Below are 12,891 nucleotides of genomic sequence, written 5' to 3' on the forward strand. Positions count from 1 at the left end.
CTAGCGACCTAGAAAATCCCCTTGGGTGCATTGCCCAAGGGGATTTTTCGTATCAGATTTTTCGTATCATGGGGTGCATGGGCAACATCACCGATGACATCCGTACCGACTTCGCCACGTTCGCCGACCGCCCGTTCAACGAGGTCGACAGTCTTGCATTGTCCCAATTGGCCTACGCGCGCATGCCGCAGGAGGACGTGCCCCGGCATCCCTCGGCGGCGACGGTGCCGCTCTACGCGCTGTTGCATGCCGAAACATATGAACAGACTTTCGGGGCGATCTGGTCTCCGTCCATGAACGTGGACCTCATTCGGGCCATGGCCGAAAGCCCGCGCTGGCGAAACATCCGCGTGGGCGGTTACGTGGACGAAACCGACCCCGACGAGGCCATGCAGTTCTCCGCATGCACGTTCGACCTCGGCGACGGGCGGCTCTACATTGCCTTCCGCGGCACCGACGGGTCGATCATGGGTTGGAAGGAGGACTTCATGATGGCCTTCCGCCGCCCGATCGCATCCCAGGAGGCCGCCGCACGCTACCTGCGCGATGTTGCCGCGCGCTGGCATGGGACGATCCTCGTCGGCGGGCATTCCAAGGGCGGCAACTTGGCCGTCTACGCCGCCGCCGAAGCGCCCGGGGACGTGCAGGATCGCATCGACGCTGTCTACTCGCACGACGGCCCCGGATTCGACGCCGCGTTCCTCGACGGCACAGGCTTCGCGCGCATTGCGGGACGGGTGCACAAGACCGTGCCCGAGGCATCGATCGTCGGCATGCTGCTGGAACGCGGCGATGCCAGCGATCGGTTCACCGTGGTCAAAAGCGCGGGCATGAGCATCATGCAGCATTTCGGTCTGAACTGGCAGGTGGCCGACGGCGAATTCGTGAGGGCTGATGGGCTCAACGCCAGTGCGCAGTATGCCTCCGGCGTCATCAACGATTGGATGGACAAGTACGATGACGAGCGCCGGCGCCTGTTCATCGAGAATCTGTTCGCGATCCTCGAATCGGGCGGATACCGGACGTTCGGCGAGCTGTCCTCGCATTGGACGCAGACCCTGCCCGCCATGATTCTCGCCGCGCGCGAGGTTGCGCCAGACGAGCGTGATGCGATGGTAGCCATCGTGGGAGGGCTGATCTCCTCGGCCGTGCGGCCCGGGACGGGGGCAGCGACGGGGTCCGGGACGGATTGATCGGAAGGTTGATCTGTCCGGCACAGCGCCGCTCTCACAAACTGTGTCACTCTTATGGTACACTTGAACTGTGTCATAAGAGTGGCACAGTTTTACGGCCCTTGGAAGGGCTGGTGAGATAAGGAGCGGTCATGGCTGATCTGCTGAACATCGATGTACTGCCGATCTGGGTGATACCGTTCCATGTTGCGACCGCCGTGCGGTCAGGGAAGTGAGGCGAGAACGATGCTTGGATTGTTTTCGGTGGTGGACGCACTGGTGACATGGCTGATCTTGATCGGTTTGAGCGCGATCGTGATGATCGTTGTCGTCGTTGCGCTCGTGGCCATGAATCGGGCGAAGGAATTCAAGCCGGCCCGTGTCGGGACGTCCGATGAGGGGAACGGCGCAGTCGTGACGGTCATCGCTCGTCGCAGGATTCTCATATGCATGTGCGGTGTCGTGGCGATCGTGATGATCGCGTTGACGAGTGGCGGCATTCTGCGCTATGGACTCAATCTGGCCCTGATGCCCGGCGTGGCGTCCTGCATTGTCGCCGGGTTGATTGCGCTGCCGTATGCCGATCGCCATGGCGTAGCCGCGCCTGAATCGGCGGAAGGCGTTCGCGTCGCCTCGCTGCGATCGCGCGAGCCGTGGACCTATGCCCGTTGGTATGTGCTTGTCCAGCCGATCGTGGTGGCCGCACTGCTCGTCGGCTATCTGATCATCACGTCCTGCATGGGCACCACGGACGGCGACTCGGCCGGTCGGTCGATCAGGCTGACGGGGGAGAATGCATACGGAGGCGTGATGAGCGAGGCAAGTCCGTTCCCCGGCGTGTATTATGCGGTGCCGCTGATCGCGATCACCCTGCTGCTGGTCGCGCTCACCTGCGCGGCGCTGTGGCGGATTTCGCGAACGCCGGCGGTTCCCGGCGGGCGTGGAGAGGAGGCCGATCGCCGGTGGCGCGCAGCGATGACCAAATTCGTCGTTTTCCTCTCCTCTGGATCCATGCTGGCCTATGCCGCCGGCGTGCTGTACTTCGCCGGCAATGCGACCCGGCTGGTCGGCATCAACTTCGGCGCGCTGCCGCCCGCCTACGCGGATGACGTGTATCCCACGCTCGGCGCGTTGCAGATGATCGTCGGCGGACTGCTGGGCGTGCTGGCCCTCGTGTATCTGGTGATGGCAGTGGTCGCCGCGGTCGGGCTGTGGACCGGTGCTCGGGCGATCGCGTCGCGGGATGCGGCGCCGGGAAACGAACAAGCGGAATCCGCATGGCGGAAGGCGGGGGCGCGATGACCGGGGGAGCGGAGGATCTGCGGATCATGGTCCGTGACGATGATCCCACGCCGGTCTACGAGCAAATCCGTTCGCAGATCGAAGCTGCGATCCGCGGCGGTGCGTTGCAGGGCGGGGACAAACTGCCCTCGGTGCGGCAGCTGGCCGGTGATCTGCGCATCGCGCCCGGCACCGTGGCCAAGGCATACGCCGAATTGGCCGCGCAGGGGCTGATCGACACCGGGCTCGGACGTGCGGCCCGCGTACGACGCGTCGAAACGCTGCCCGATCCGCTGCTCGCCGCCGCCGCATCCTTTGCCCGCGAGGCTCGTCGGCTCGATGTGGGCTTCGATGAGGCGGTGAACGCGCTGCGCGCCAAGTGGTGACGACGCGCAGCGCGGCTGTTTGCCAGTCGGCCGCCCGCCGCTTGTTGCCACTCGCCGCTTGTTGCCGCCGCCATGCAGATCTTTCCGACCTGCGGCCCTTTGCGCGCAGACTGGAAATGATCTGCATATTGGAACACGGTTTTCGCCCCGTATATGCGGTTTTTCCCAATCCGCGATTTCAGGGCCGCAGGTCGGAAAGAAGCGGTATGGAAAGAATTCGCGTTGCGGTTCCGTCATGCACGGGATTTGACTTCGAGTCGCTTGAGGTTCCTATGATGCCAGTGTCTTCGCATGCCGTCATCCGCATGCCGATCATAGAAACCAAGGAAGTGACCATGCTGCTCGACCATATCGATTCACCCGCAGATCTCAAGAAACTGCCGATCAGCCGGCTGCCCGAATTGGCGGCGGAGATCCGCGCGGTCATGCTGACCAAACTCGGCGCGCACGGTGGGCATGTGGGGCCGAACCTCGGCACCGTGGAGCTGGAGATCGCCATGCACTACGTGTTCGATTCTCCGCGCGACCGGTTCGTGTTCGACGTGAGCCATCAGAGCTACACGCACAAGATCCTCACCGGACGACGCGAGGCGTTCACCGATCCCGCGAAATACGACGAGGACTCCGGCTACACGAATCCGAACGAAAGCGAGCACGACTGGTTCAACATGGGTCACACGTCCACGTCCATGTCGCTTGCGTCGGGACTTGCCAAGGCGCGTGACCTGACGGGCGGAACCTACAATGTGGTCGCGGTGATCGGCGACGGATCGCTGTCCGGCGGCGAGGCGTTCGAGGGCTTCGACGTCGTGGGCGAGATGGGCACGAACTTCATCGCCATCGTCAACGACAACGAAATGTCCATCGCGGAGAACCACGGCGGCCTGTACGGCCACCTGCGCGAGTTGCGCGAAAGCGGTGGACTGTCACGCAACAATATCTTCCGAGCGCTCGGCTTCGATTACCGCTATGTGGAGCGGGGCAACGATGTGGCTGCGCTGATCGAGACGCTCGGAGCCGTCAAGGACATCGACCATCCGATCGTGGTGCATGTCCACACCCAGAAGGGCCGTGGATTCGCGCCGGCCGTGGCCGACAAGGAAATCTGGCATTGGAACGGTCATTTCGACCCGAAAACCGGCGCCTCCACGCGGCCCGCGGCGGATGCGGACTCCGACGGGTGCAACAGCTACGAGGATCTGACCGGCGCATGGCTGCTGGATCGTATGCGCGAGGATCCGCGTGTGGTGGCGATCACGTCCGGCACGCCCACCGTGATGGGCTTCACCCCGGAGCTGCGGCGCAAGGCCGGCAAGCAGTTCGTGGACGTCGGCATCGCCGAGGAGCAGGCCGTGGCCATGGCCTCCGGCATCGCGCGCGGCGGCGGCATTCCGATCTACGGATTCTGCAGCACGTTCGTGCAGCGCGCGTACGACCAGCTTATCCAGGATCTGTGCGTCAACGGCAATCCGGCCGTGCTGCTGAGCTTCGATGCCAGCGTGTATGCCATGAACGACGTGACGCATCTGGGCTTCTACGACATTGCCATGATGGGCAACATTCCGAACCTCGTGTACCTTGCGCCCACGTGCCGCGAGGAATACTTCGCCATGCTCGAGTGGGCCGTGACCCAGCGGGAACGGCCCGTGGCGATCCGCGTGCCCGTATATGGCGGTATCGTTTCGCGCGGCGTGCCGGACACGACCGACTATTCGCAGCTCAACCGGTATGAGGTCACGCGGAGGGGCTCCGATGTGGCGGTGATCGCGCTCGGCGACTTCTACGGATTGGGCGAGCGTGTGGCGGATGCCTTGGATGCCGAACTGGGCGTGAAGGCCACGCTCGTCAATCCGAAGTTCATCACCGGGTTGGACCATACCCTGCTCGACGGGCTTCTGGCCGACCACCGCGTGACCGTCACCTTGGAGGACGGACAGCTCGAAGGCGGCTTCGGCGAGAAGATCGCCGCATATTACGGGCCGACCGGCATGCGCGTGAAGACCTACGGTGTGGCCAAGTCGTTCCCTGACCGGTACGACCCGGACGAGCTGCTCGCCGCCAACGGCGTCACCGTGCCGGCGATCGTGGCGGACGTGAGAGCGCTGCTGGCTGCGTGACCGCGTATCGCGCGTGCCGCGGCTGTTGACTTCGAGCGCTCGAACTCCATACCGTTGGACATGTTGGAACCGTTGCCCGAAGGTAAGGAGAACGACATGAGTGACATGATGAAAGCCGCGATGTTCATGGCCCCCGGCCGCATGGCCGTGGAGGAGGTGCCGAAGGCGCACGTGGAGCAGCCCACGGATGCGATGATCCGCGTGGTGCGCACCTGCGTGTGCGGCTCCGACCTGTGGTACTTCCGCGGACTGAGCGATCACCGCGCCCACAGCCAGATCGGGCACGAGGCGATCGGCGTGATCGAGGAGACGGGCGCGGACGTGCGCGACTTTCATGTGGGCGACTTCGTGATCGTCCCGTTCCCGTACAGCTGCGGCACCTGCCCGGTGTGCAGGGCCGGCTTCGAGTCCTGCTGCCCGCACGGCGGCTACTTCGGTGCCAATCAGGCCGAGTACGTGCGCGTGCCCGAAGTCGACGGCACGCTCGTCAAGGTGCCCGGCACGCCGGAGGACTACGACGACGCCATGCTCGCCTCCCTGTTGACCATCTCCGACGTGATGCCCACCGGATACCACGCGGCCGTGTCCGCCGAGGTCAAGTCCGGCGACACCGCCGTGGTGATGGGCGACGGCGCCGTGGGCCTGTGCGGCGTGATCGCGGCGAAGATGCTCGGTGTCTCGCGCATCATCGCCATGAGCCGCCATGAGGACCGTGCGGCCCTCGCGCGGGAGTTCGGTGCGACCGATGTGGTGGCCGAACGCGATCAGGCGGCCGTGGACAAGGTGCTCGACATGACCTGCGGATACGGCGCGGATGCCGTGCTCGAATGCGTCGGCTCCAAGCAGTCCTTTGACACGGCCATGGGGCTCGCCCGCGCCGGCGCGACGATCGGCCGCGTCGGTCTGCCGCACGACGTGACGATCAGCGCCGAAGGCTCGTTCTACCGCAATCTCGGCATCAAGGGCGGCCCGGCACCGGTTCGCCACTACGATCTGGGCGGTCTGCTCGATGCAGTGCTGAACCGCGAGATCAATCCCGGGCGCGTGTTCACCGCCGAGTACGACCTCGACCACATCCAGAACGCCTACGAGGACATGGACCGGCGCAGGGTCATCAAGGCGCTCATCCGCTTCTGACGGACTGGCGGCCCTCCTACAATGGGCCGCATGACGAACGAACAGGGACCCACGGCGATCGAAGTGCGCGGCGCGCGCGTACACAGCCTCAAGAACATTGACGTGGACGTGCCTCTCAACCGGATGGTCGGCATAGCCGGCGTGTCCGGTTCGGGCAAGAGCTCGCTCGCTCTGGGCGTACTGTACGCGGAGGGATCCCGTCGTTACCTTGAGGCGCTGTCCACCTACACGCGCCGCAGGCTCACCCAGGCCGGCCGCGCGCAGGTGGACGACGTGCGGCACGTGCCCGCTGCGCTCGCCCTCCACCAGCGCCCGGCCGTGCCCGGCATCCGTTCCACGTTCGGCACGATGAGCGAGCTGCTCAACAGCCTGCGCCTGCTGTTCTCCCGCGTCGGCTCGCACGTCTGCCCGCACTGCGGCGCCCGCAACGCACCGACGCTCAACGTGGCCGCGGAACTGCCCATCACGTGTGCCCGCTGCGGGGAGGCCTTCCACGGTCCCGGCGCAGAATCCCTCGCCTTCAACTCGGCTGGCGCGTGCCCATCCTGTTCCGGAACCGGCGTGGTGCGCGAGGTGAACCGGGCCGCGCTGGTGCCGGACGAATCGAAGTCGATCGACGACGGCGCCGTCCTGCCGTGGGGCTCGCTCATGTGGGACCTCATGAAGCAGGTGTGCGGTGCGATGGGCGTGCGCACCAACGTCCCGTTCCGGGACCTCACGCCCGAGGAACGGGACATCGTGTTCAACGGGCCCGCCGTCAAGAAGCACATCCTGTACCGTCCCAAGAAGGGCGACGACTTCGCCGAACTCGACTTCACCTACTACAACGCCGTCTACACCGTGGAGAACGCGCTCGCCAAGGCCAAGGACGAGAAGGGCCTCAAACGCGTCGCGCGATTCCTTGAGGAAAAGCCGTGCAGGGCGTGCGGTGGCACCAGACTGAGCGCCAAGGCCCGCGAGCCGCAGGTGCGCGGCATCGACCTGGCCGAAGCTACCGCCATGACGCTGGACGACGCCGTGGCATGGGTGCGCGGCGTGCCGGACTCGCTGGAGTTGCCGATGCGCCCGATGGCGCGCAACATCGGCGAATCGTTCCTCGACGTGGCGAAGCGCCTGACGGAACTCGGCCTCGGCTACCTGTCGCTTGACCGTGCCGGAGCCACCCTGTCCACCGGCGAACGCCAACGCGTGCAGCTGGCCCGCGCCGTGCGCAACCGCACCACCGGCGTCATGTACGTACTCGACGAGCCGTCCATCGGCCTGCATCCCTCGAACGTGGACGGGCTCCTCGGCGTGATGCGCGATCTGGTGGATGACGGCAACTCCGTGGTGGCGGTCGACCATGACGTGCGCGTGCTCAAGACCGCCGACCATCTCATCGAGATGGGGCCGGCGGCGGGCGCTGGCGGCGGACGCGTGATCGCACAGGGTACGGTGGCCGACGTGGCCGCGACGCCAGGCAGCCGCATCGCGCCGTTCCTCACGGCATCCGGTCCCGAACGGGTACGTGCGAGCGTGGATCCCGCGCACATGTTCCGGAAAGGAACCATCCGCATGGACACCGGACCGCTGCACACCGTCAAGCCGCTGTCCGTACGGATTCCGCGCGGGCGGCTCGTGGCGGTGACCGGCGTATCCGGATCGGGCAAGACCACGATGGTGCTCGAATCGCTCATCCCCGCCCTGCGCGCGAACGCCGGGGGAGAGGCGCTGCCCGGCCACGTGCGCAGCGTGGAGGCCGAGGGCATCGCGCGGGCGAACCTCATCGACGCCACGCCGATCGGTGCGAACGTGCGCTCCACCGTGGCCACCTACGCCGGCGTGCACGATGACCTGCGCCGCGCGTTCGCCCGGTGCGAGGATGCGACGGCGGGCGGCTGGAAGGCCGGCGACTTTTCCTACAACACCGGACGCCTGCGCTGCCCGACCTGCGACGGCACCGGCTCGATCTCGCTGGACGTGCAGTTCCTGCCCGACGTGGACATCGAATGCCCCGACTGCCGCGGCTCCCGGTATGCGCCGGCCGCGGACGCCATCCGCCGGCGGACGAAGGACGGCCGTTCGCTGACGCTCCCGCAGCTCATGGCGATGAGTGTCGACGAGGCGCTGGAGGCGACCGGCGACCTGCGTAAAGTGCACGCCCGCCTGACCACGTTGCACGATCTGGGCCTCGGGTACCTCACGCTCGGTGAGCCCACGCCAGCCCTGTCCGGAGGGGAGGCGCAGCGGCTCAAGCTCGCCAGCGAAATGGGCCGCGCGCAGTCGGACGCCGTCTTCGTGTTCGACGAGCCGACCATCGGCCTGCATCCGCTGGACGTGCGTGTGCTGCTCGGCGTGTTTGATCGTCTGGTATCCAATGGCGCGACCGTCGTGGTCATCGAGCATGACCTCGACGTGATCGCCAACGCCGACTACGTCATCGACATGGGGCCCGGTGGTGGCGAGTCGGGCGGTTGCATTGTCGCCACCGGCACGCCCGGGGACATTGCGGCGAATCCGGACAGCGTCACCGGCCGGTACCTTGGCGCACCGGAGCCTGAAGTCCAGTGAGAAAGGAAATGACATGACGAACGCAATCGACGACGGCACGGGCGACAACTACACGTTGCCGGAGGGCTTCGAACACTGTTCGAAGCTGGATCCGGTACGCAATGCTCCCACGGCGTTGGACCGGGTCAGGGCGGTCGTGGACATCCTGTATTCGCCGGGCGGATGCCCTTGGGATAGCAGGCAGACGAACCGTTCATTGCTGAAGAACCTCCTTGAGGAAACCTATGAGTATGTGGACGCGGTGGAGACGGGGGACAGGGCCAATATGCGCGAGGAACTCGGCGATGTGCTGCTGCAATCCGTATTCCAGGCTCGGGTATGCGAATCCGATCCCGACGATCCGTTTGACATCGATGAAGTGGCCGACCGTCTGGTGGATAAGCTCATCACCCGGCACCCGCATGTGTTCGCCACGGATGGTCAGGCGCCTGTGGATGGCGGAGACGCCCCGGAATCGCCCGAGGCCGTACTGGCGTTGTGGGAGCGGATGAAGCAGCGCGAGAAGCATCGTGATTCCGTACTCGATGGCATCTCCCATGCGCAGGGCGCCTTGCCTCGGGCTGCAAAGGTGACGTCGCGCATCGCCAAATCCCCGAACGCGGAGCGATTGTTCGCCGCCTTCGACTCGATCCATGGCTCGGAATCGAAGGACGGGGAACGTGCGCCGGACGCCTATGCGGATGCGATCCTCGACATCGTCCGTCGCGCGCAGGCCGACGGCGTGGATATCGAGGCGGCCTTGAGGAACCGTCTACGGACTGCCGAAGCGGCAGTCGCTGCCTGCGAACAGGAGACCAAGGCGAACGCCAAGGCCTAGTGCTGTGGCCGCGTCACGCGCTGAACGGCAAAGAAGCCATTCGGAGCGTGACGGTTCCCTCATTCCTCCCCGTTGTAGAGGAATCCCGCCGAAGGACGGTGCCTTCCGCAGTACGGGCACTGGCAGGCCATATCGGGGTGCAGACCTTCGAAGCCGTTCGGCCCATAGCGGCGCGAGGCAAGCGATTCCGCAAGGTATGCGAGGGGAATGTCGTCCTCGTGATCCGCATCGGCGTCATACGGCATTGCGGCGCATGGCATGGATGTGACGGGGAGCGAACCGAGGACGGATGACTGCGCCGGGAAGGGATATGCGGTGTCCAAGGGCATGGGCCGCATCGACAATGACTGTTCCAAAACCGGGTTGCTGAGCGGCACGGGGGACGGCAACGGCTCGAATCCGGGCTTGGGATCGGTGAGGACGACGGTGGTGGATTGCATGACGAGCATGGTGTGATCCTTTCGGAGGTGTGGTGTGTGGATGTGTGTGGTATCAAATTTGATATCTCTGAATATAGTACAGATGTTCGATCTTTGGCGCGTCGGCGTGTCGCATTGCGGACGGCGGCTGGGACGTTTCCGACGGCGGGATGTCTATGATGGGGACGAGTCGCGTGGAGCGTGAGATTGGAGGCGTGCATGGCGCAGGAGCCGAGTGGGGTCCCGTCCGGAGACGTTGGGCCCGGGGCGGGGAAACCCGGCGGAGGAATCAGGGCAACGCAAAAGGCTGCTGCGTCGCGCCATCCCCTCCCGACGCGCCCCGTCGAGGATCGCTATGTGTACCGCATCCGGTGGTCGGAATCCCGCAAGGGATTCGTGTGCACGGTGGCGGAGCTTCCGGATCTGATCGAGGTGTCCGAGTCATCGGCCGAGGCGCTGATGGGGCTGCATCTGCGGGTCGCGGAGCGTCTTGCCGCCATGAGGGCGAACGGCGAGGAGGTGCCGGTGCCGTATGAGGATCGCCAGTATTCCGGCCATTTCATGGTGCGCATCCCGCCGGAGATGCACCGGCGTCTCGCCATCGAGGCCGCGGAGCAGGGGGTGTCGATCAATCGTCTGGTCCAGTCCCGTCTGATGTGACGGTGTTGGCGCTTCGGCGAGGGGCGAATTCGGAATCGATATATATCAGAATGAGGTACAGTGAATGACATGAACGTTGTCGAGATCATGACTTTGGGGTTTCTGGCCGAGGGGTCGGCATGCGGATACCGCCTGCGCAAGAAGATGGAGCGGCTCAACGGCTATGCGCGCCCGTTCAGCGACGGCACGCTGCACACCGTGACCGGACGGTTCGTCAAGGCCGGGTACATCGGCGAAACCTTCGAGGTGGTCAACGGGCGCCGTCTGCGGCAGTTCCATCTGGAGCCGGCCGGGCGCGAGGCGCTGATCGAGGAACTCAAGGCGGTGAACGGCTACATGCTCACGGACATCACCAAATGGTCGGTCGTGCTCTCGTTCCTCTCGCTCATCCCGGACGAGGAGGATCGCCGCGCGGTGCTGCGCCGCAGGTTGGCCGTGCTCGACGGCGACGTGCGCAGACTCTACAGCGACGGCATGGAGCCGCTGGACAACGATGCGATCACGGACAAGTACCGGCGCGCCAACATTGCCGTCCATGACGCGGAAATCGCGGCCGAGCGTGCGTGGCTGGTCGGGGAGCTCGGCTCCGAGCAATGACCGTGGCCGTTGGAATGTCCGGTGTTGCGTGCGCGCCGTCGCCGGAATTCCTTGAGTCGCTGTACCGTGCGATGCTGCACGGCATCGGTCCGACCGGCTGGTGGCCGGCCGAGACCCTCTACGAGATCATGGTCGGCGCGGTGCTCACGCAGAACACCGCATGGGGCAATGTGGACCGGTCGCTTGACGCACTGAAGGATGCCGACGCTTTGGAACCTCATGTGATCGCGGAAATGGCCCGGGACCGGCTGCAGGAACTGATCCGTCCTTCGGGATTCAGCCGCAACAAATCGCGGTCGCTGATCGAGCTCAGCCGCTGGTACGTGGAGCGTTGCGACGCCGATCCGCAAACCGTGACCGGCGTGCCGGACGACGATCTGCGCCGCGAACTGCTCGGTCTGTTCGGCGTGGGTGGGGAGACGGCGGACGACCTGATGCTCTACGTGTTCTCCCGTCGCGCGTTCGTGGCCGACACCTATGCGCGCCGCCTGTTTGCGTTCCTCGGTTGGACGCCGCCTGCAGGCTACCCGAAATTTCACGATGCCGTGCTGCCCGCCGTGCTGCAGACGGGACTGACGGTGGCCGATCTCAAGGAATTCCACGGCCTGATCGACGAATTCGGCAAGACGTGGCGCGATGACGATGCCAAGGCTTCATCGTTCCTTGGCGAATGGCGGGGCCGGTTGGCAGGTTAAATGGCAGGGCCGGTTGACGGATGCTCCATCAACCGGCCCTGACCGACAAACTTTCGGGGGTGATTGCTCTGCCCGGGTGCGGCATTGAGCCGATCGCGCGGGAAAATGGCCCGAAAGTTTGTCAACGTGGACAGACTACTTGACGACCTTGAAGCCGGCGGTCCACGGGGTCTGCTCGGTCACGCCCAGAATGATCTGCAGCGCGCCCATGCCCTCGAGGTACTGCGCGCGCTTGAGCGGGCCGGCGTCCACGGTCTTGAGCCCGCCGGCCTCGATGAGTTCGCGCACCGCGGTCTTGGCGTCGTCGTCATCGGCGGCAACCTGCACCACGGTCGGCGCACCGTCGTTCACGCCGGAGGCCAGCGTGGCGGCGAACGTGGTGTTGAACGCCTTGACCACCTTGGCGTTCGGCAGGGCGGCGGCAAGGCCTTCGGCGGCGGACTTGACGCCCTCGGGCAGGGCGAGGTCGAACGTGGTGAAATCGATCGGGTTGGACGGGTCCACCACGGTGCGGCCGGCGAGCTGGTCGCCGTAGGAGGCGATCACGTCCGCGTAGGCCGGGTAGGGCAGGGCCAGCACGACGATGTCGCCCGCGATGGCGGCCTCGCCGAACGTGCCGGCGGTGACGCCCGCGATGGCGGCGGCCTTCTCCTGATTGCGATCGATGACCTGCACGTTCGCGCCGGCCTTGACGGCGATGGATGCGACGGCGGAACCGATGTTGCCCGCTCCGAAGACGGTGACGTTGCTCATGGTGTGTCCTTTCGTAAGGGGCGGCGATTCGGCGCCCGATGCGGTTGCATGATTAATTTCTTTTCGAGATATCTCGGATTGAAATATCTCAGCTTACGATCGTTACTATATATCTCATGCTGAAATATGTCGAGTTGAGAATGCGGCGGCGTGTCGCGGGGAGGGGTTGAGCGGGCTTGAACATCCCTTCGACCGGCAAACTTTCGGGGTGATTTTCCGGGTAAGGGTTGATGTTCCGCCAGTCGCGCGGGAAATAGGGCCGAAAGTTTGTCGGTCCAACTGGTCTGACTGGTCTGACTGGTCTGAC

12 protein-coding genes are annotated in these 12,891 nt (G+C 65.1%); 10 read left to right on the forward strand and 2 right to left on the reverse strand.

Annotated elements, in window-relative coordinates:
* Nucleotides 1-77: 77 nt before the first annotated feature.
* From AC1AZA_RS00365 to AC1AZA_RS00395, 7 genes are all read left to right on the forward strand, one after another.
* On the forward strand, nucleotides 78-1,193 hold the full coding sequence (locus tag AC1AZA_RS00365) for a DUF2974 domain-containing protein (RefSeq protein WP_476512769.1): 1,116 nt from the start codon (nucleotides 78-80) through the stop codon (nucleotides 1,191-1,193).
* A 225-nt stretch (nucleotides 1,194-1,418) separates the two neighbouring features.
* Nucleotides 1,419-2,474, forward strand: a complete 1,056-nt coding sequence (locus tag AC1AZA_RS00370) for a hypothetical protein (RefSeq protein WP_476512770.1) — start codon at nucleotides 1,419-1,421, stop codon at nucleotides 2,472-2,474.
* Nucleotides 2,450-2,839, forward strand: coding sequence for a GntR family transcriptional regulator (locus tag AC1AZA_RS00375; protein ID WP_476512771.1), 390 nt, complete (start codon nucleotides 2,450-2,452; stop codon nucleotides 2,837-2,839). Before AC1AZA_RS00370 ends, AC1AZA_RS00375 begins: the two co-directional genes overlap by 25 nt.
* A gap of 305 nt (nucleotides 2,840-3,144) precedes the next feature.
* On the forward strand, nucleotides 3,145-4,956 hold the full coding sequence (locus tag AC1AZA_RS00380) for a 1-deoxy-D-xylulose-5-phosphate synthase (protein ID WP_476512772.1): 1,812 nt from the start codon (nucleotides 3,145-3,147) through the stop codon (nucleotides 4,954-4,956).
* A gap of 96 nt (nucleotides 4,957-5,052) precedes the next feature.
* Complete coding sequence (locus tag AC1AZA_RS00385) at nucleotides 5,053-6,093, forward strand: zinc-dependent alcohol dehydrogenase family protein (protein WP_476512773.1); 1,041 nt, start codon at nucleotides 5,053-5,055, stop codon at nucleotides 6,091-6,093.
* 30 nt (nucleotides 6,094-6,123) lie between these two features.
* Nucleotides 6,124-8,643 carry an excinuclease ABC subunit UvrA gene (locus AC1AZA_RS00390; RefSeq protein ID WP_476512774.1) on the forward strand — a complete coding sequence of 840 codons (2,520 nt, stop codon included), beginning with the start codon at nucleotides 6,124-6,126 and terminating at the stop codon, nucleotides 8,641-8,643.
* A gap of 13 nt (nucleotides 8,644-8,656) precedes the next feature.
* On the forward strand, nucleotides 8,657-9,460 hold the full coding sequence (locus AC1AZA_RS00395) for a nucleoside triphosphate pyrophosphohydrolase (protein WP_476512775.1): 804 nt from the start codon (nucleotides 8,657-8,659) through the stop codon (nucleotides 9,458-9,460).
* Nucleotides 9,461-9,519: 59 nt separating this feature from the next.
* Here the strand turns inward: AC1AZA_RS00395 and AC1AZA_RS00400 are convergent, their stop codons facing one another.
* Complete coding sequence (locus tag AC1AZA_RS00400) at nucleotides 9,520-9,909, reverse strand: hypothetical protein (protein WP_476512776.1); 390 nt, start codon at nucleotides 9,907-9,909, stop codon at nucleotides 9,520-9,522.
* A gap of 189 nt (nucleotides 9,910-10,098) precedes the next feature.
* On the opposite strand from AC1AZA_RS00400, the gene AC1AZA_RS00405 reads away from it, so the two are divergent.
* The 3 genes from AC1AZA_RS00405 to AC1AZA_RS00415 all read left to right on the forward strand — a co-directional run bounded on the left by AC1AZA_RS00405 (nucleotide 10,099) and on the right by AC1AZA_RS00415 (nucleotide 11,831).
* Nucleotides 10,099-10,539 carry a type II toxin-antitoxin system HicB family antitoxin gene (locus AC1AZA_RS00405; RefSeq protein WP_476512777.1) on the forward strand — a complete coding sequence of 147 codons (441 nt, stop codon included), beginning with the start codon at nucleotides 10,099-10,101 and terminating at the stop codon, nucleotides 10,537-10,539.
* 69 nt (nucleotides 10,540-10,608) lie between these two features.
* Complete coding sequence (locus AC1AZA_RS00410) at nucleotides 10,609-11,136, forward strand: PadR family transcriptional regulator (protein ID WP_476512778.1); 528 nt, start codon at nucleotides 10,609-10,611, stop codon at nucleotides 11,134-11,136.
* Between the two features lie 14 nt (nucleotides 11,137-11,150).
* On the forward strand, nucleotides 11,151-11,831 hold the full coding sequence (locus AC1AZA_RS00415) for an endonuclease III domain-containing protein (RefSeq protein WP_476513147.1): 681 nt from the start codon (nucleotides 11,151-11,153) through the stop codon (nucleotides 11,829-11,831).
* Nucleotides 11,832-11,966: 135 nt separating this feature from the next.
* Here AC1AZA_RS00415 and AC1AZA_RS00420 read toward each other — a convergent pair whose 3' ends face one another.
* Entirely contained in the window at nucleotides 11,967-12,584 is a 618-nt protein-coding gene (locus AC1AZA_RS00420) for an NADPH-dependent F420 reductase (protein ID WP_476512779.1), read from the reverse strand.
* Nucleotides 12,585-12,891 lie beyond the last annotated feature (307 nt).

It is taken from the genome of Bifidobacterium sp. LH_389 (assembly GCF_056357235.1).